Source organism: Bradyrhizobium sp. 1 (assembly GCF_023073315.1).
GTDB lineage: Bacteria > Pseudomonadota > Alphaproteobacteria > Rhizobiales > Xanthobacteraceae > Bradyrhizobium.
The window spans coordinates 689726-705555 of sequence record NZ_JADPJH010000033.1; the positions used below are offsets into that span (position 1 = coordinate 689726).

General features: G+C 64.5%; 13 protein-coding genes. 7 read left to right on the forward strand and 6 right to left on the reverse strand.

Annotated features, from left to right (window positions below):
- The first annotated feature begins 117 nt into the window (after positions 1-117).
- From thrS to IVB29_RS28300, 3 genes are all read left to right on the forward strand, one after another.
- Positions 118-2160, forward strand: coding sequence for a threonine--tRNA ligase (gene thrS / locus IVB29_RS28290; RefSeq protein WP_247506678.1), 2043 nt, complete (start codon positions 118-120; stop codon positions 2158-2160).
- Between the two features lie 93 nt (positions 2161-2253).
- On the forward strand, positions 2254-2817 hold the full coding sequence (locus IVB29_RS28295; protein ID WP_247506679.1) for a nitroreductase: 564 nt from the start codon (positions 2254-2256) through the stop codon (positions 2815-2817).
- 63 nt (positions 2818-2880) lie between these two features.
- Entirely contained in the window at positions 2881-4149 is a 1269-nt protein-coding gene (locus tag IVB29_RS28300) for a serine hydrolase domain-containing protein (protein ID WP_247506680.1), read from the forward strand.
- Here the strand turns inward: IVB29_RS28300 and IVB29_RS28305 are convergent.
- Both IVB29_RS28305 and IVB29_RS28310 read right to left on the reverse strand, forming a co-directional pair.
- Positions 4135-6597 (reverse strand): EAL domain-containing protein, encoded by a 2463-nt coding sequence (locus IVB29_RS28305; protein WP_247506681.1) that lies wholly within the window; start codon positions 6595-6597, stop codon positions 4135-4137. The two genes, IVB29_RS28300 and IVB29_RS28305, sit on opposite strands and share 15 nt — an antisense overlap.
- A gap of 930 nt (positions 6598-7527) precedes the next feature.
- Positions 7528-8388 carry a LysR family transcriptional regulator gene (locus IVB29_RS28310; protein ID WP_247506682.1) on the reverse strand — a complete coding sequence of 287 codons (861 nt, stop codon included), beginning with the start codon at positions 8386-8388 and terminating at the stop codon, positions 7528-7530.
- Between the two features lie 102 nt (positions 8389-8490).
- Between IVB29_RS28310 and IVB29_RS28315 the strand changes: the two genes are divergently transcribed.
- Positions 8491-9483, forward strand: coding sequence for a zinc-dependent alcohol dehydrogenase family protein (locus IVB29_RS28315; protein WP_346731311.1), 993 nt, complete (start codon positions 8491-8493; stop codon positions 9481-9483).
- A 39-nt stretch (positions 9484-9522) separates the two neighbouring features.
- Here IVB29_RS28315 and IVB29_RS28320 read toward each other — a convergent pair whose 3' ends face one another.
- Both IVB29_RS28320 and IVB29_RS28325 read right to left on the reverse strand, forming a co-directional pair.
- Entirely contained in the window at positions 9523-9717 is a 195-nt protein-coding gene (locus tag IVB29_RS28320; RefSeq protein WP_247506684.1) for a hypothetical protein, read from the reverse strand.
- Between the two features lie 572 nt (positions 9718-10289).
- Entirely contained in the window at positions 10290-11363 is a 1074-nt protein-coding gene (locus IVB29_RS28325) for a hypothetical protein (protein ID WP_247506685.1), read from the reverse strand.
- 250 nt (positions 11364-11613) lie between these two features.
- Here IVB29_RS28325 and IVB29_RS28330 point away from each other — a divergent pair, with 250 nt between their 5' ends.
- Positions 11614-12669, forward strand: a complete 1056-nt coding sequence (locus IVB29_RS28330; protein WP_247506686.1) for a patatin-like phospholipase family protein — start codon at positions 11614-11616, stop codon at positions 12667-12669.
- A gap of 7 nt (positions 12670-12676) precedes the next feature.
- On the opposite strand, the gene IVB29_RS28335 is transcribed toward IVB29_RS28330, so the two are convergent.
- Both IVB29_RS28335 and IVB29_RS28340 read right to left on the reverse strand, forming a co-directional pair.
- Entirely contained in the window at positions 12677-13105 is a 429-nt protein-coding gene (locus tag IVB29_RS28335; RefSeq protein WP_247506687.1) for a CBS domain-containing protein, read from the reverse strand.
- Positions 13106-13364: 259 nt separating this feature from the next.
- Positions 13365-14189 carry a rhomboid family intramembrane serine protease gene (locus IVB29_RS28340; protein WP_247506688.1) on the reverse strand — a complete coding sequence of 275 codons (825 nt, stop codon included), beginning with the start codon at positions 14187-14189 and terminating at the stop codon, positions 13365-13367.
- Between the two features lie 317 nt (positions 14190-14506).
- Here IVB29_RS28340 and IVB29_RS28345 point away from each other — a divergent pair, with 317 nt between their 5' ends.
- Together IVB29_RS28345 and IVB29_RS28350 are read left to right on the forward strand one after the other, a co-directional pair.
- On the forward strand, positions 14507-14809 hold the full coding sequence (locus IVB29_RS28345; RefSeq protein ID WP_247507003.1) for a GIY-YIG nuclease family protein: 303 nt from the start codon (positions 14507-14509) through the stop codon (positions 14807-14809).
- A gap of 442 nt (positions 14810-15251) precedes the next feature.
- Positions 15252-15806: a PAS domain-containing protein gene (locus IVB29_RS28350; protein WP_247506689.1), complete on the forward strand. Its 555-nt coding sequence runs from the start codon at positions 15252-15254 to the stop codon at positions 15804-15806.
- Positions 15807-15830 lie beyond the last annotated feature (24 nt).

Sequence of the window (15830 nt, forward strand, 5' to 3'; positions counted from 1 at the left end):
GGCTTTTGCGCGCCACTTTCTTGGAAATGCCGGATTGCACAGGCCGAATCGCCTGATATATCGCTCGTTCCCGCTTACCTGCGCTCGTTCGCAGGAGTGAGCTTCAGGAGAAAAGCAATGACCGACCAGAACAAATCCGAATCCGGTTTCCAATACAGCCTGAGCAATCTGAAGCCCGTGACCCCCGCCGCAAAAGTCACCCTCACCTTCCCCGACGGCGCCCAGCGCCAATACGACCAGAGCATTACCGGCCTCGATATCGCCAAGGGCATCTCGCCGTCGCTGGCCAAACGCACGGTCGCGATGGCACTCGACGGCGTGGTCTGCGACCTCGACGATCCCATCGAAGCGGATGCCAAGATCGAGCTGATCAACCGCGACGATCCGCGCGCGCTCGAGCTGATCCGCCACGACTGCGCCCACGTGCTCGCCGAGGCCGTGCAGACGCTGTGGCCGGACACCCAGGTCACCATCGGCCCCGTGATCGAGAACGGCTTCTACTACGACTTCTTCCGCAACGAGCCGTTCACGCCGGAAGACTTTGCCGCGATCGAAAAGAAGATGCGCGAGCTGATTGCGCGCGACAAACCTTTCACGAAGGAGGTTTGGGATCGCGAGAAAACAAAGCAGGTGTTCCGCGACAAGGGCGAGGCCTTCAAGGTCGAGCTGGTCGATGCCATCCCCGGCAACGAGCCGATCAAGATCTACTACCAGGGCGACTGGTTCGATCTCTGCCGCGGCCCGCACATGACCTCGACCGGCAAGGTCGGAGGCGCCTTCAAGCTGATGAAGGTGGCCGGCGCCTATTGGCGCGGCGACAGCAACAACCCGATGCTGACGCGCATCTACGGCACCGCCTTCGCCAAGCAGGAGGACCTCGACGCTTATCTCAAGCAGATCGAGGAAGCCGAGAAGCGCGACCATCGCAAGCTCGGACGCGAGCTCGACCTCTTCCACTTCCAGGAGGAAGGTCCGGGCGTCGTGTTCTGGCACGCCAAGGGCTGGACCATCTTCCAGCAGCTGATCGCCTATATGCGCCGGCGCCTCGCCGGCGACTACAGCGAGGTCAACGCACCGCAGATCCTCGACAAGTCCTTGTGGGAGACCTCGGGCCATTGGGGCTGGTACCGCGAGAACATGTTCGCAGCGCAGTCGGCCGGTGACGAGGCCGAGGACAAGCGCTGGTTTGCGCTCAAGCCGATGAACTGCCCGGGTCACGTGCAGATCTTCAAGCATGGCCTGAAGAGCTACCGCGACCTTCCGCTGCGCCTCGCCGAGTTCGGCGTGGTGCATCGCTACGAGCCCTCGGGCGCCATGCACGGCTTGATGCGCGTGCGCGGCTTCACCCAGGACGACGCGCACGTCTTCTGCATGGAGGACCAGCTCGCCGACGAATGCCTGAAGATCAACGATCTCATCCTGTCGACCTATGCCGATTTCGGCTTCACCGGCGATCTCACCGTGAAGCTGTCGACCCGCCCCGAAAAGCGTGTCGGCACCGATGCGATGTGGGATCACGCCGAACGCGTGATGGCCACCGTGCTGAGCCAGATTCAGGCGCAGAACAACCACATCAAGACCGAGATCAATCCGGGCGAAGGCGCCTTCTACGGGCCGAAGTTCGAATACGTGCTGCGCGATGCCATCGGCCGCGACTGGCAGTGCGGCACCACGCAGGTCGACTTCAACCTGCCGGAACGGTTCGGTGCGTTCTACATCGACCATGACAGCGGCAAGAAGGCGCCGGTGATGGTGCACCGTGCGATCTGCGGCTCGATGGAGCGCTTCATCGGCATCCTGATCGAGCACTACGCCGGCAACTTCCCGCTCTGGCTCTCGCCGGTCCAGGTGGTGGTCACCACCATCACCTCGGAAGCCGACGAATATGCCAAGCAGGTGCTGGAGCAGGTCCGGCGCGCCGGGCTTCGCGCCGAGATCGACCTGCGCAACGAGAAGATCAACTACAAGGTCCGCGAGCACTCGCTGGCGAAAATTCCGGCGCTGCTCGTGTGCGGCAAGAAGGAGGCCGAGACGCAGTCGGTCTCTATCCGCCGGCTCGGCAGTGACGGCCAGAAGGTGATGACGACGGTGGATGCGCTCGCCGCCCTTGTCGACGAGGCGACGCCGCCGGACATCCGGCGAGCTCGCGACGCGGTCTGATCCCTGAAATCGATCTAAATTCGCTTTCGGTTGCGGGCGTGCATGCTTATCTGTGCATGGCACGCCCGAGGACCAGCCGAAGAGGATATCGCAGTGCCTGACGCCATCGAACTCCTGAAGACCCGCCGCTCGGTCAAGCCGCGCGAGATGACCGGGCCCGGTCCCTCCCCGGCCGAACTCGAGACGATCCTCACCATCGGCGCGCGCGTGCCCGATCACGGCAAGCTCGCGCCCTGGCGCTTCATCATTTTCGAAGGCGACGCCCGGATGCGCGCCGGCGAGGTGATCGCGAAGGTGTTTGCCCGCAAGAATCCCGGCGCGCCCGCGGCCGACGTCGAGACCGAGCGCAAGCGTCTCACGGATGCCCCGCTGGTGATCGGCATCGTCAGCTTCACCAAGCCGCATCCAAAGGTGCCGGCATGGGAGCAGGAATTGTCGGCGGGCGCCAGCGCCATGAACATCGTCACGGCCGCGACCGCGCTCGGCTACGGCGCCTGCTGGCTGACCAGCTGGTTCTCGTTCGATCGCGACGTGCTCGACGGCCTCGGCCTCAAGCCGGACGAGAAGCTGGCCGGCTTCATCCACATCGGCACGCCGACCAAGCCAAGCGAGGACCGACCGCGACCGTTCCTTTCGGAAATCGTGACGCGATTTTAATCGAAGTCTTGTTGACGCCTTCGATGTCTTGCGGCTTTGATCCCGGCAAGGGAGGAAGCCCGGATGAAGCGTCGCGAATTTCTGGTCGGAGCCGCGCTGCTGGCCGGCTCGATGGCACGCGGCCGCGCGGCCAACATCCCTGCCCCGTCGCCCGATGGCCTCGAGCGCATCACCGCGTATTTTGACAACGAGGTGACAAGCGGCCGGCTGCCGGGCGCGGTGATCCTGGTCCAGCAGCACGGCAAGCCGGTCTACTTCAAGACCTTTGGCGTGCGCGACACCAGGACCGGCCTCGCGATGACGCCCGATACGATCTTCGCCATCCACTCGATGACCAAGCCGATCACCTGCCTCGGCGCGATGATGCTGATCGACGAGGGCAAGCTCGCGCTCACCGATCCTGTCTCGAAATACGTCCCGCTGTTTGCCGGCACCAAGGTGGGCATCGAGACCACCAAGCCCGGCGGCCCAACGACGGTCGAACTCGAGTCGCCGGTCCGCCCCGTCAACATCGAGGATCTGCTGCGGCACACCTCTGGCATCAGCTACGATTACATCGGCGCGCCATGGGTCATGGACGTTTATCTGGCGGCCAAGATCTTCGACGGCCCGTTCAACAACCGACAATTCGCCGATCGCATCGCCAGGCTGCCGCTGACGCGCCAGCCCGGGACGCTGTGGCGCTACGGCCATTCCACCGACGTGCTCGGCGCCGTCATCGAGATCATCTCGGGACAGACGCTGTACGAATTCCTGAAAGCACGCATTCTTGATCCGCTCGGGATGAGCAGCACCAAATTCGTGTTGAGAACGCCGGAGGAGCGCACGCGGATGGCACGGCCACTGCCAAGCGACCCTGTCCTGCTTGCCGGCGAGCGCGACCGCCTCGACCATCCCGAATGGGAATCCGGCGGCGGCGGGCTGCTCTCGACCATCACCGACTATCAGCGTTTTTCGCAGATGCTGCTCAATGGCGGCGAGTTCGAGGGCAAGCGTTACCTCAGCCCCGCCGCGTTCAAGGACATGACGACCGATCACATCGGCCCCGGCTCGGGTGTGGGGCGCGACTATTTCTATTTCCCGGGCGACGGCTTCGGCTATGGCTACGGCATTGGTGTGCGCACGGATCCCGGCAACGCAAAACCGCCGGCGGCGGGCTCGATCGGCGAGTTGAAATGGGACTCGGGCAGCGGCACCTATTTCGGCGTCGATCCCAAGCTCGACATGGTCTATATCCTGATGCAGCAGACCCAGAACGAGCGCAGCCGCATCACGCCCGCCTTCAAGGAACTGGTCTACGACACCTTCCCGCCCGAGCTACGCCGCCCGTGAGGCGCGCTGGCCGAAATCGGCGAGCAGTTTCGCGATCTCGGCGGCGGGTCGCGCCGCGCTGAACAAAAAGCCTTGCACCTCGTTGCAGCCTTCGGCGCGCAGCCAGTCGAGCTGATCCTCGGTTTCGACGCCCTCCGCCGTCGTGGTGATATTGAGGCTGCGGCCGAGCCCGGAGATCGCGCGCACGATCGCGACGCAATCGGGCCGCTCTGCCAGGTCTTTCACGAACGAACGGTCGATCTTGATCTTGTCGAACGGGAAGCTGCGCAAATAACTCAGGCTGGAATAGCCGGTGCCGAAATCATCCATGGAGATGCTGACGCCGAGCTCGCGCAGCTGATGCAGGATCGCGAGGTTGGCGTCGGTCTCGGCCAGGAAGATCGACTCGGTGATCTCGAGCTCGAGCCGCTTCGGCGACAGACCTGATTGCGCCAGCGCCGAGATCACGATCTGCACGAGGTTGCGGCTGCGGAATTGCGCCGGCGACAAATTGACCGCGACCTTGATGTCGACAGGCCATTTCACCGCCTCGGCGCAGGCCTCGCGCAGCACCCACTCGCCGAGCTGGGTGATGAGGCCGATGTCTTCCGCGACCGGGATGAACTCCGCAGGCGAGATCATGCCCTTGTCGGGGTGGTGCCAGCGCAGCAGTGACTCGAAGCCGGAGATGCGATCAGAGGCGATCGACACCAGCGGCTGGTAGTGCAGCTCGAACTCGCCATTGGCGAACGCACGGCGCAGATCGAGCTCCATGTCGCGGCGCTTCTGCGCCTGCAGGTCCATCTCGCGCTCGAAGAAATGATGCACGCCGCCGCCGTCGGATTTCGCCCGGTACAGCGCCATGTCGGCGTTGCGCATCAACTCTTCAGGCGTCGTGCCATCGCCTGGCGACAGCGCGATGCCGATGCTGGCCCCGATCACCATCTCCTGGCCATCGATGTCGTAGGGTGCACGCAGCATGTCGATCAGCAAGGTCGCGCAGGCGCTGGCCTCGTTCGGCGAAACGTCGGCCGCCAGGATCACCGCGAACTCATCGCCGCCAAGGCGTGCGGCGAGATTGGCGCCACGGACCGCAGTGGTCAGGCGTTCGGCAACTTCCTTCAACAGGCGATCGCCCACGGGATGGCCGAAGGAATCGTTGATGTTCTTGAACAGGTCGAGATCGATGTAGAGCACGCCGACGCGCTTGCCGCCGGCCTGGTCGAGCGCCTGCTTCAGGCGCTCCTGGAAATATTCGCGGTTCGGCAGGTCGGTGAGCCCATCGTGATGCGCCATGTGGGCGATCCGCGCCTCGGCCTTGCGCCGCTCGGTGATGTCGACCACCGCAACCAGATAGCCGTCGCGATCGTCGAAGGCGACGCGTCGGCCGAAGGTGAGCACTTCGATCTCGCTGCCGTCGGCGCGCAGATGGCGCCAGTTGCGCGAGGAATGATAGGTCTCGCCGATGCGTTCGAGCGCCTCGGCATGGCTGTCCCATTCGTCCTGAGGCCAGATCTCGGGCAATGTCATGCGCAGGAAGGCCGCACGGCTATAGCCGTAGTGCTGGACGGCGGCGTCGTTGACGCCAAGGAATTCCCTGGTCTGCGCATCGAACACCCACATCGGCATCGGGTTGTTGTCGAACAGCAGGCGGAACGAGGCGTCGCGCCGCTTCAGCGCGGTGACGTCCGAGATCGTCAGCGAGACCAGATCGGCGAAGGCGGTGGCGCTCAGCCGGAGAGTCCGTCCATCGCTCTCGATCTCGAGCTGCTCGCCGCGGCCGCCGGAAACGACCTTGAGCAGAAACTTGATGATGTCGGGCGAGGCGAGCAGATTGTCACTCTTGCCGATCCGGTGCCACAACAGGCCGGCACTCGCGGCCTTCAGCAGCATCGCGGCGCTCGCGTTGTGATGTACGATCTGGAGATCGAACGGCTGGCCGCCGGCGTCGCGCAACGTAGCCAGCGAGATCACCGCGTCGTCGGTCGAGGAAAAGATCGCGTCCAGCAGATTGTACTGCGTGCCGCGTTCGTTGATATAGGCGCCGACCAGCGTCGCGCCCCAGCGCGAGGACGTCGGCAGCGCCAGCACATCGTAGGTTTTGACCATGCCGTCGCGAACGCAATGCGCGCTCGCCTGGTGCGGCCGTCCATTGTCGAGCGCGTTCGCCACCGCTTCCGACAGCGCCGTGGCGCAATCCGGCGACAGCTCCGCGACCGGGATGTCCCAACGCTCCTCGCCGAGCCATTTCTGCACGTAGCGCCCGCTGCGCGACAGCTCCAGCGCACCGTCGTTCTTCAGCAGCGCAATGTGATCGGCGAGCCGCCCAAGGCTGCCGAGCATCACGTCCTCATAGCGCGGCAGCCGGTCGCCCGGCTTCAACGCGGCACGCCATTTGCGCTGAAGCACCGGGATGTCGTCGAACATTTCGGTGGCCGGTTTTCCCGGCATCTTCTTCGCGGCAGTCATTGCAGTCCCCAACGCACTTTCCCCCGCGCATCCAATGCAGCCGCACTTAATGCCGTGTAAAAAGGACGCAGTTGCGCGCTCCATTCGGCGATTATGACAGTTTAAAGTCAGGTGTTGGTTAGTGCGCATTAGAGACTATGACGGCTGTGCAAAGGCGCTGCACTCTATCGGTGTCGTCATTGCGAGCGCAGCGAAACAATCCAGAATCCCACCGCGGAAAGACTCTGGATTGCTTCGCTGCGCTCGCAATGACGGAGCGTGTGATTGATGGCGTCGCTTTTCAATTCGCACCTTCATCGCAGACGCACCTTCGCATCCTCGCGGCATGTTTTGCCCGAGCTTTGCTTCGCCGCCTCACCCTCCGATGAAAGAGGGCGCAGGGAAGACCGGGTGCCGGCCGGGCACCCACGGTCCACTGTGCGGATGGCGGCAACAAGAATTTGCACAGCGGCATACAGGTGAAGCCTAACAACCGGCCTTCCCTGCGCAATGGTTTTACGGCTTATGTCGCGCTCTCCCCGGGGAGCGATGCACTATTGCCCCCGTCGCCTTGCGGATGACTGATGCGCGCACCCGGTCGGGCCGCCACATCACCGCAAGACTTGACGCACAGACCCCGGGCGTCAGGACCACACGATTTTGCCGTACGCCGATCGCACCGGTCGTGCGCGCGCGGACTTCGCTCACGGTTGCCCGCCCTGCGAAAGCCTTCGCGCCGATGTTATCAGCGTCCACCGCCGCCCGGCCCGCGTTCGTGACGATCGCGATACGCCCCTCTTCCTTGGGCCGGGTTGCAGCGAGAGATACGTCGTTTCCGAATTTCTGTAAAGGCGAAAATTTGCGATACGCGGGTTGACCGACATGTTGGGTGTTTTGCCCGTCGGGCAACGCAAGCTCTTGTAGCCCGGATGGAGCGCAGCGCGAGTCAGGCTACGGAGCCGTGCCCGCCAACTTTTCAATCACGAGATCAAGCAGCGCGCGCAGGCGAGCGAGGCGCTTGAGGTCGCGGTGATAGCCGACATAGGTGTCGCGGCCGGGCGGGTTCGCGCCGATATCGAGCGCGACCAGGCGGCGGTCGCGGTCGCCGAGCAGACGCGGCAGCACCGCAAGCCCGCCGCCGCTCGCACAGAGTTCGGCCTGCGCCTGGCGGTTATTGCTGCGCGAGGCGATTTCCGCCTTCGGCAGCATGCGCTTCAGCCAGACCGCGTCGGGCATGTCGGCGAATTCGGCATTCATGGTCACGACGCGAACGCCGCTGCCATCACCGGCGCGCGGCGGCTTGCTGCCCTTCTTGCCGTAAAGCGCGTAGGGAATGTGCAGCAGCTTTCGCGAGATCACCTCGGGCTCGCCAAACGGCTTGATGCGAAAGACGAGATCGGCCTCGCGGCGCGGCAGGCTGTAGAGCCGCGCGTCGGTCAAGAGCTCGACAGTCACCTTGGGATGACGCTTGCCGAAGGCGGCGATCACCGGCGACAGCATCACCGTCCCGAACCAGTCGGACGACGACAGGCGCAGCACGCCGTCGAGCTCGGTCTCCGCGCCGGTCGCATGCCGCTCCAGCGCCAGCGCCTCCTCCTCGATCCGCTCGGCGTGGCGCAGCACGGCCGTCCCTTCGTCGGTCAGAACAAAACCGTCGGCGGTGCGCTGGAACAGCGTCTGTCCTAATGCAGCTTCGAGCGCGCGCAGCCGCCGGCCCATGGTCGGCTGGGTCTGGCCGATTTTGCGCGCGGCAGCCCCTAACGTGCCTTCGCGCGCGACCGCCAGGAAGATGCGCAGATCGCTCCAGTCCATCGGAAGCCCTCATACAAAAATGCACGGAAATCGTACATCCTTGTTCCTTCCCATGCAAAAAATCAGGGGCATATTGGAGGCCGACAACGGAGCAGGACGATCATGACTGGAACATCGACGATGCGTGCAGCCGTTCTGGAAGCCCACAATGCTCCCTTACGGCTCTCAACCATCTCCACGCCCGAAATCGGCCCGCGCGAAGTGCTGGTCCGGGTGCGCGCGAGCGGGGTCAATCCGCTCGACACCAAGATCCATGCAGGCTCCGCGGCGCATGCGCGCCATCCGCTGCCCGCCATTCTGGGTATCGATCTCGCCGGCGTAATCGAGCAGACCGGACGCGACGTGACGCGGTTCAGTCCGGGCGACGAGGTCTACGGCATGACCGGCGGCGTCGGTGGCGTGCAGGGATCGCTGGCCGAATTCGCTGCAGTCGACGCCGACCTGCTGGCGCTCAAGCCCGCCAATCTCGGCATGCGGGAAGCGGCTGCCCTGCCCCTCATTGTCATCACGGCCTGGGAAGGGCTGATCGACCGCGCGTCACTCAAGGCCGGCCAGAAGGTCTTGATCCATGGCGGCGCCGGCGGCGTCGGCCATGTCGCGATCCAGATCGCGCGCGCCTTCGGAGCAGAGGTGTTTTCAACCGGATCGGCATTGCAGCGCGCGACGATCGAAGGTTTTGGCGCGGTCTTCATCGACCGCGACACCGCGGTTGAGACTTACGTGGCGGAGCATACCAGCGGCCGCGGCTTCGACATCGTCTACGACAGCGTCGGCGGCAAGGTACTCGACGCCTCCTTCGCAGCAGTGCGCCGCTTCGGCCATGTCGTGAGCGCACTTGGCTGGGGCACGCATGCGCTGGCGCCGCTGTCGTTTCGCGCTGCCAGCTATTCCGGCGTGTTCACGCTGCTGCCGCTGCTATCAGGCGAAGGCCGCGCGCACCACGGGGAGATCATGAGCGAGGCAACGCGCCTGGTGGAAGCCGGCAAGCTCGTGCCGCTGGTCGATGCAAGGCGATTCACGCTGGAGAGCGTTGGCGAGGCCTATGCGCTGATCAGGGATCACGCGGCGAAGGGCAAGCTGGTCGTGGATGTCTGACGACTTGTAGCCCGCTCGCAAGGCAGCACGCGTGCGCGACTAATCCTCGCTGGACGCAGCAAACCGATTGCGCAGATAGGCCTGCGACAACAGGAAGAACAATGCGCGCTCGCCATGATATTTGGCGGCCGGCCGGGTGCGCTCGAAGCCATCGGCAAATATCTTGCCGGACTGGTCGCACACCTGCCATCGCCAACCGAACCGCTTACGCCTGGTGAGGATCACTTCGTACATGCCGACGGGCTAGGTCCCCTGCTCCGCACCGGTCTCGCAAGCGCACACGCCTGCTCCGGCCTCCCCCGTTAGACGGATACCCGACGTATAACCCAGCAGGACGGAAAGAGAATAAAATTGATTATCGGAATTACGTATCTTCCACCGGCTGCGCCGACGTTCGCGAAGCCTCTGGAATAAGACGATGCCGCCGGTGTTAGCCGGCCTTCCGACGCAGCTTGATAGCGCTGCCACGGGTCTTCAAATCGGAACACAAGACGCGAAGCCCGGTAAGCAAATGCTCACCGGGCCTTCATGCAAGATATGTTAGCGGCCGACCCGCGCCTGGAGATGGGCGGGATAGCGATCACCTTCCACCGCGACGTTGGCCAGCACCTGCGCAGCGCGGGGTCACCTTCTTCGCTGCCGCATCTCGCCGAGCAGTTCAACCCGCGCCTGATTGGATTTTCGTGCGCTGGATGAGAAGCGCGGTACGCCGGGGCCCATGGCCGCGGCACGCCGATCCGAGAGATGGGTCCCGGCTCTGCGCAGCAGCGCAAGAGCGCTGCAGCGCGTCCGGGACACGCGCGAAACTAGCGCGCGACGACTTCGACTTCGCCGTCGACGCCGTTCACGACGTTGAAGCCGCGCTCGTAGACCTTGCCTTCGTTCTTGGCGATGGCGCGGTATTCGCCTTCGGAGAGCACGACGCGAGGAAAGGCGCCGATCGATTCCTTGATGACGTCGCCGCCGGGCGTCAGCACCGACCAGGCGGTGTTGGCAAGCGCCTCGCCGCCTTTGTCGCTGACGAGCTTGAGCGTGATCACGGCGGCGCGGTGGGTGATGGTGACGTCGGTGAGCTTGCCCGCCTGGACGCGGATGTCCGAGCGCACCACCGAGTTCGCATCACCGTAATTGGAGATGATGTAGTAGGTGCCCTCAGGGATCAGCACGACGTCGCCGGCCGCGACGTTCGGCACCAGCGAGGCGCGCTCGCCGGACTCGAACTGGCTGCCCTTGTAGATCGCGAACGAGATCTGATTCTGCGGAATGCGGCTGGTGCCGACCCGGCCCTCGATGCGCAGGCCGCCGGCCGGCAGCACGAAGGATTCGCGATCGGTCTCGGCCTTCAGGCTGACGGTGCGCACCGCGCTGACGAGGCCGAAGGCGACGTGCACGACGTAATTGCCGGGCGGCAGCACGATGTTCGGCGTGGCGTTGCGGTCCTCGCGGATCAGCTTGAAGGTGCCGTTCTCGTCGGGACGGTCGGCGAACACCCGCCAGACCAGGCCGCTGGTGATCGCCGGGGTGTCCTTGCCGTATTTCGCGGTCAGCGACAGCACGCCCTGTCCGGGCACGGCCGCGTTGAGCGGCGGGGCCGACGGCACGGTCGTGACGGCTGGCGGCGGCATGCTCGGCGTCACCGGCTGCGCCAGGGTCGGCGGCAGGCTCAGCGGGCCGGCCCCCGGACCCGAGGGCGGCGCGAGGCTCACGGCGCCGCCGGGATCGGGCACCGAAGCGGGCGGCACCGGCGGCGGACGATCGGAGAAAAGCTGCGCCTGCGCAGGACCTTGAGCGAGGGTAACAAGGCACGCAGCAAGGATCAGCGCCGGCAGCAGCCTGCCGCTGCGCCGCCATCCGATGATGCCGTCACCCCCGCGTGTCATGTCACCTGCTTTTCACCGAAAACGCGGCAAATTCAAGCCTCTGATATCCCAAGAAATACGGCTCCGATACGGTTCTATGGAACCCACCTGACGCCTGCGTGATTAGAGGAGAGGCAACCGTCCCTCGCCATACTCCTGCCCAGCGCCCTCCCCAAAGCGGCATAAACCATGCTTCGCCCCGGAGATGGCGGAGTGCAAGTGCGGTGCCTAGTCTGACGACGCGGGCTGGCCCCGGCGTAGGAGAGTTTTAGTGCTGGACATCTTGAAGGGTCGGAGCGCGAACGGCTCGAACGGCGAAAAGGTCGGCGAGAAGATTGGCTTGGGTAGCATCCGCCGCCCGGTCATCGGCCTCGCACTCGGTGGCGGCGCGGCGCGCGGCTTTGCCCATATCGGAATCCTGAGAACCCTGGCGGCCAATGGCATCGTGCCCGACGTCGTGGTCGGGACCTCGATCGGCGCCGTGGTCGGCGGCCTCCATGCGGCCGGCCGGCTCGATACGCTGGAGGAGTGGGGACGTAGCCTGCAAGGGATGCGCAACATCCTCGGCTATCTCGACATCCGCCTCAACGGCTCCGGCCTGCTCGGCGGCGAGAAGTTGGCAAACCGCCTCGAGGAAGCGGTTGGCGAGACCCTGATCGAGGACCTCCCCATCAAGTTCGCCTCCGTCGCGACCGAGGTCCGTACCGGGCACGAGATCTGGCTGACGCATGGCCGCTTGGTCGACGCGATGCGCGCCTCCTACGCCCTGCCCGGCATCTTCCAGCCCATGCTGATCGGCGACCGCTGGCTGGTCGACGGCACGCTGGTGAATCCGGTGCCGGTCTCGGCCGCCCGTGCGCTTGGCGCCGAAATCGTCATCGCCGCAAATCTTTCCAGCGACATCTTCACCCATTCCACGACGATCTATGCGCATGGCGCGATGCCGCAGCCGGTCGCGGCCGAGCCCGAAGAGACGACCGCCAAGCGGCGCTTTCCACGGCTGTTCTCGCCGGAGAAAACCATGAAGCGCGAGTTCTTCGGCAGCGGCGGACGGCCCGGCATCTCCTCGGTGATGGTCGATGCCTTCAACATCATGCAGGACCGCATTACGCGCGCCCGCCTTGCCGGCGATCCGCCGGACCTTCTGATCACGCCGCGGGTCGGCCAGTTCGGCTGGTTCGACTTCCACCGCAGCGAGGATCTGATCGCGCACGGCACGCGCGCCGCCGAGCGCGCGCTGGAGTCGATCCAGGAAGCGATCGCGGTGCTCGCACCTGCCACCGCGGGCAGCGCACCCAAAGCGGACGAGCGAGAGGCGGACGCGTAAAGTCCGCTCAGGCCGTCTTGATGTAGTCGCGCAGGGCTTCCTGCTCGTTCTCGTATTCCTGGACGCGGCGCTTGACGATGTCGCCGATCGAGATCAGGCCGACCACCTTGCCGTTGTCCACCACAGGCAGATGGCGGAACTTGCCTGTGGTCATCATCTCCATGAGCTCGGCGACCGTGTCGGTCTCCTTGCAGGTGACGACCTTGCGGGTCATGACCTGAGAGACCGGCTCCTCCAGCGCGGCGGCGCCGCGCTCGCCGATCGCGCGCACGATGTCGCGCTCGGACAGGATGCCGTCGAGCCGGCTCTGGTTCATCACCAGCACCGCGCCGATCTTCTTCTCACCGAGCAGCTTTGCCGCGGCCGACAGCTTGGCGTCCGGCTCGACGCTCATGATCTGGTGGCCCTTGGTATTGAGAATGGAACGTACCGTCATTGTCGCCTCCCTGAATCGGAGCCGTCCGCCTTTTGGCGGTCCGGACTTGTTCGCGAGTCTTCAACTAACAGTTTCAGCGCCGGTTTCACGCTCGGGCGCTTTGCGAAGCATCGCTTCGTTATCGCTTCGTTATTGTTTGAGCATGATCTTACCGGAAAACCGCTGCACACTTTTCCGGATCATGCTCGAGCAGCTTGTCGCTTCGGAACATTCTTCCCGAGAATGATGGATGAATTCGGGCCGCGCCGCAAGCGCCGCTTCAAATACGGTCTGAAACGTCCTGTGATGACGCATCCGCAGCATCGCTTCGCACGCGCGGCACGGGATCGAACAGCGCGAACAGCAGGAGGCCGGCGAGGAAGCCGCCGATATGGGCCTGCCAGGCGACGCTCGTGGTCTCGGCATCGACCCCGATCGCGCCGACGCCGAAGATGATGTTGACGCCGAACCACACCGCGAGGAAGCCGAGCATGCGCCCGTCGCGCAGCGCGCGCGACAGCGGCAATGCGGGAACCTTTGCGGCGGTATCGGCGTCCGAACGGGTGAACGACAGGAAGCTGCCGCGCCCGAACGCGAAGCGGATCGCGGCTGCCATCGCTCCCGACACCGAGGCCGAGGCGCCGATCATCGGCGCCACCGCATGCTCATGGGTGACGAGATGGGCGAGCGCGCCGGCCGCCGCCGTCACCGCCATGAACACGAAGAACCTGACAGCGCCGAAGCGCCGCGCCAGCGCGCTGCCGAACGGCAGCAGCCACAGCACGTTGAAGCCGATATGGGTGAGATTGGCGTGCAGCAGCGAATAGGTGACGAAGGTCCAGACCTTTGCGCCGGCGCCACCCGGAATCTCCAGATTGAGCAGCGAGGAATCGTAGCGCTTCGGGATGAAGCCGAAAACGTCGATGGTCCAGTTCTCGAGCTCCGGCGGCAGCAGCACCCGCAGATGGATCACCGCCAGCAGCACGATATAGGCGGTCAACGCGAACGGCAGCGTCAGGATCGGCTCGCGCGGAGCCTCCTCGGTGACGGCCGGCAGGGCCGGCTGAGGATCTTGCGGCGACGAATCTTGCGGCGGGGAATCCAAGGCAGCTTCGCTTTCAGGCGCAATCGGCGCGACAGCCTTGGAGATAGTCGCCTTTGCCGGCCTTGCGCAAGTGCACAAAAGGAAATCGTGAAAGGGGGCGCCCTCATTTTCGACACGGTGCGAGATGCTGGGCCCGGCTCTGCAGCGGACCGTTGAAGAAGGGCTGCGCTGCGTCCGGGGCGCGACAGCCGGCACCGGCCAGTCTCGTGTCCCGGACAAGGTGCGGCACGAAGTGACGCGCCGCAGAGCCGGGACCCAGCTTGGCGGCAACCTCGAACCGTGCAATTTTAGGTAGTTCCAATTTCCGGCTCACGCCAATGCAAGCCGCCTTCTTCGTCTACATCCTCGCGAGCAAACGAAACGGCACACTCTATGTCGGCGTGACCAACGACATCTCGCGCCGGATGGCCACACACAAGGCCAAGCTCGTTCCGGGGTTCACGAAACAGTATGACGTGACCCTGCTGGTCTATTTCGAGACTTATGAATCCATCCTGGAGGCAAGGGCGCGCGAGCATTCGCTGAAGCGGTGGCGACGCGCCTGGAAACTCAAGCTGATCGAAGACCTCAATCCGGACTGGCGCGACCTCACCGATGAATTGAATTCGCTGGCAGGCTGACTGGGTCCCGGCTCTGCGCAGCAGCGCTACGCGCTGCAGCGCGTCCGGGACACGAGAGTGTGCCGCACAAAAGGAAAAGGCAGGGCCCTGGGAAGCCCTGCCTGTCCTTGTCGGCCTTCCGGCACCAGAGGAATGAAGGTGTATCCCCACCCCTCCCCGGCCCGTGGCCAAACTGTTTGACGCCTGTGTACAGGCCTCGCCGAGAACCTGGAGCAAAGCGGCGAGGCTTGCGACCGCGGTCACCATAACAGCGGCGCAGCGGACGGGAAGCGCGTAGTTAATTTAACGTTAACGACGCAAAGACCGGCTTAACGGGTCCGAAAACGTCCCCGCGGCATGGACGCTGCAAATCCCCTCCTGCACAACAACACAGGGATCGCGGGTGCACTGAAGCGGGACAGGTCTGTCCCGCCAGGTTGCGCCCCGGGATTAGCGTTCAGTCATGAAACATCCGTCGAGCCGCGAGTTCTTCGCTTATTGGGACAACAAGCGCGGCACTGCGCGGGCCCCTGACAGGGCCGATATCGATCCGGCAGCGGTCCGCGGGCTGCTCGGTGACATTTTTGTCCTCTCCTGCGAGCCCAATCTCGGCTTCCCGTTCCGCGTCGCCGGCACGCGCGTCTGCGCGCTTGCCGGAACAGATCTCAAGGACTCCAGTTTTACGGCGCTGTTCAACGAGGCGAGCCGCCGCGAGATCGAGGAGATCACGACCATCGTCGCCGACGAGACGCTGGGTGCGATCGCAGGCGTCACCGCAGTACGCGAGGACGGCAGCAAGGCGCATCTCGAGCTGCTGCTGCTGCCCTTCAACGCCCGCCCGCATACGCCTGTCAGCGTCACAGGCGTGCTGGCGCCGTTCGACGACGAATGCGGCGCGCTTGGTCGCTTCACCCTCACCTCCTGGCGCTATCTGCACCAGCCGGAGAAACTCCTGCCCCGCGCGATCCGAAAATTGCAGATCGCACGCGGGTTGATGGTGTATGAGGGGCTGCGCTAGGCGTCTGCTTCGGGGCCACGACAT

Coding starts and splice junctions, on each gene's coding strand:
- thrS (WP_247506678.1), top strand. CDS start 118: ATGACCGACCAGAACAAATCCGAATCCGGTTTCCAATACAGCCTGAGC.
- IVB29_RS28300 (WP_247506680.1), top strand. CDS start 2,881: ATGAAGCGTCGCGAATTTCTGGTCGGAGCCGCGCTGCTGGCCGGCTCG.
- IVB29_RS28305 (WP_247506681.1), bottom strand. CDS start 6,597: ATGACTGCCGCGAAGAAGATGCCGGGAAAACCGGCCACCGAAATGTTC.
- IVB29_RS28310 (WP_247506682.1), bottom strand. CDS start 8,388: ATGGACTGGAGCGATCTGCGCATCTTCCTGGCGGTCGCGCGCGAAGGC.
- IVB29_RS28315 (WP_346731311.1), top strand. CDS start 8,491: ATGACTGGAACATCGACGATGCGTGCAGCCGTTCTGGAAGCCCACAAT.
- IVB29_RS28320 (WP_247506684.1), bottom strand. CDS start 9,717: ATGTACGAAGTGATCCTCACCAGGCGTAAGCGGTTCGGTTGGCGATGG.
- IVB29_RS28325 (WP_247506685.1), bottom strand. CDS start 11,363: ATGACACGCGGGGGTGACGGCATCATCGGATGGCGGCGCAGCGGCAGG.
- IVB29_RS28335 (WP_247506687.1), bottom strand. CDS start 13,105: ATGACGGTACGTTCCATTCTCAATACCAAGGGCCACCAGATCATGAGC.
- IVB29_RS28345 (WP_247507003.1), top strand. CDS start 14,507: ATGCAAGCCGCCTTCTTCGTCTACATCCTCGCGAGCAAACGAAACGGC.
- IVB29_RS28350 (WP_247506689.1), top strand. CDS start 15,252: ATGAAACATCCGTCGAGCCGCGAGTTCTTCGCTTATTGGGACAACAAG.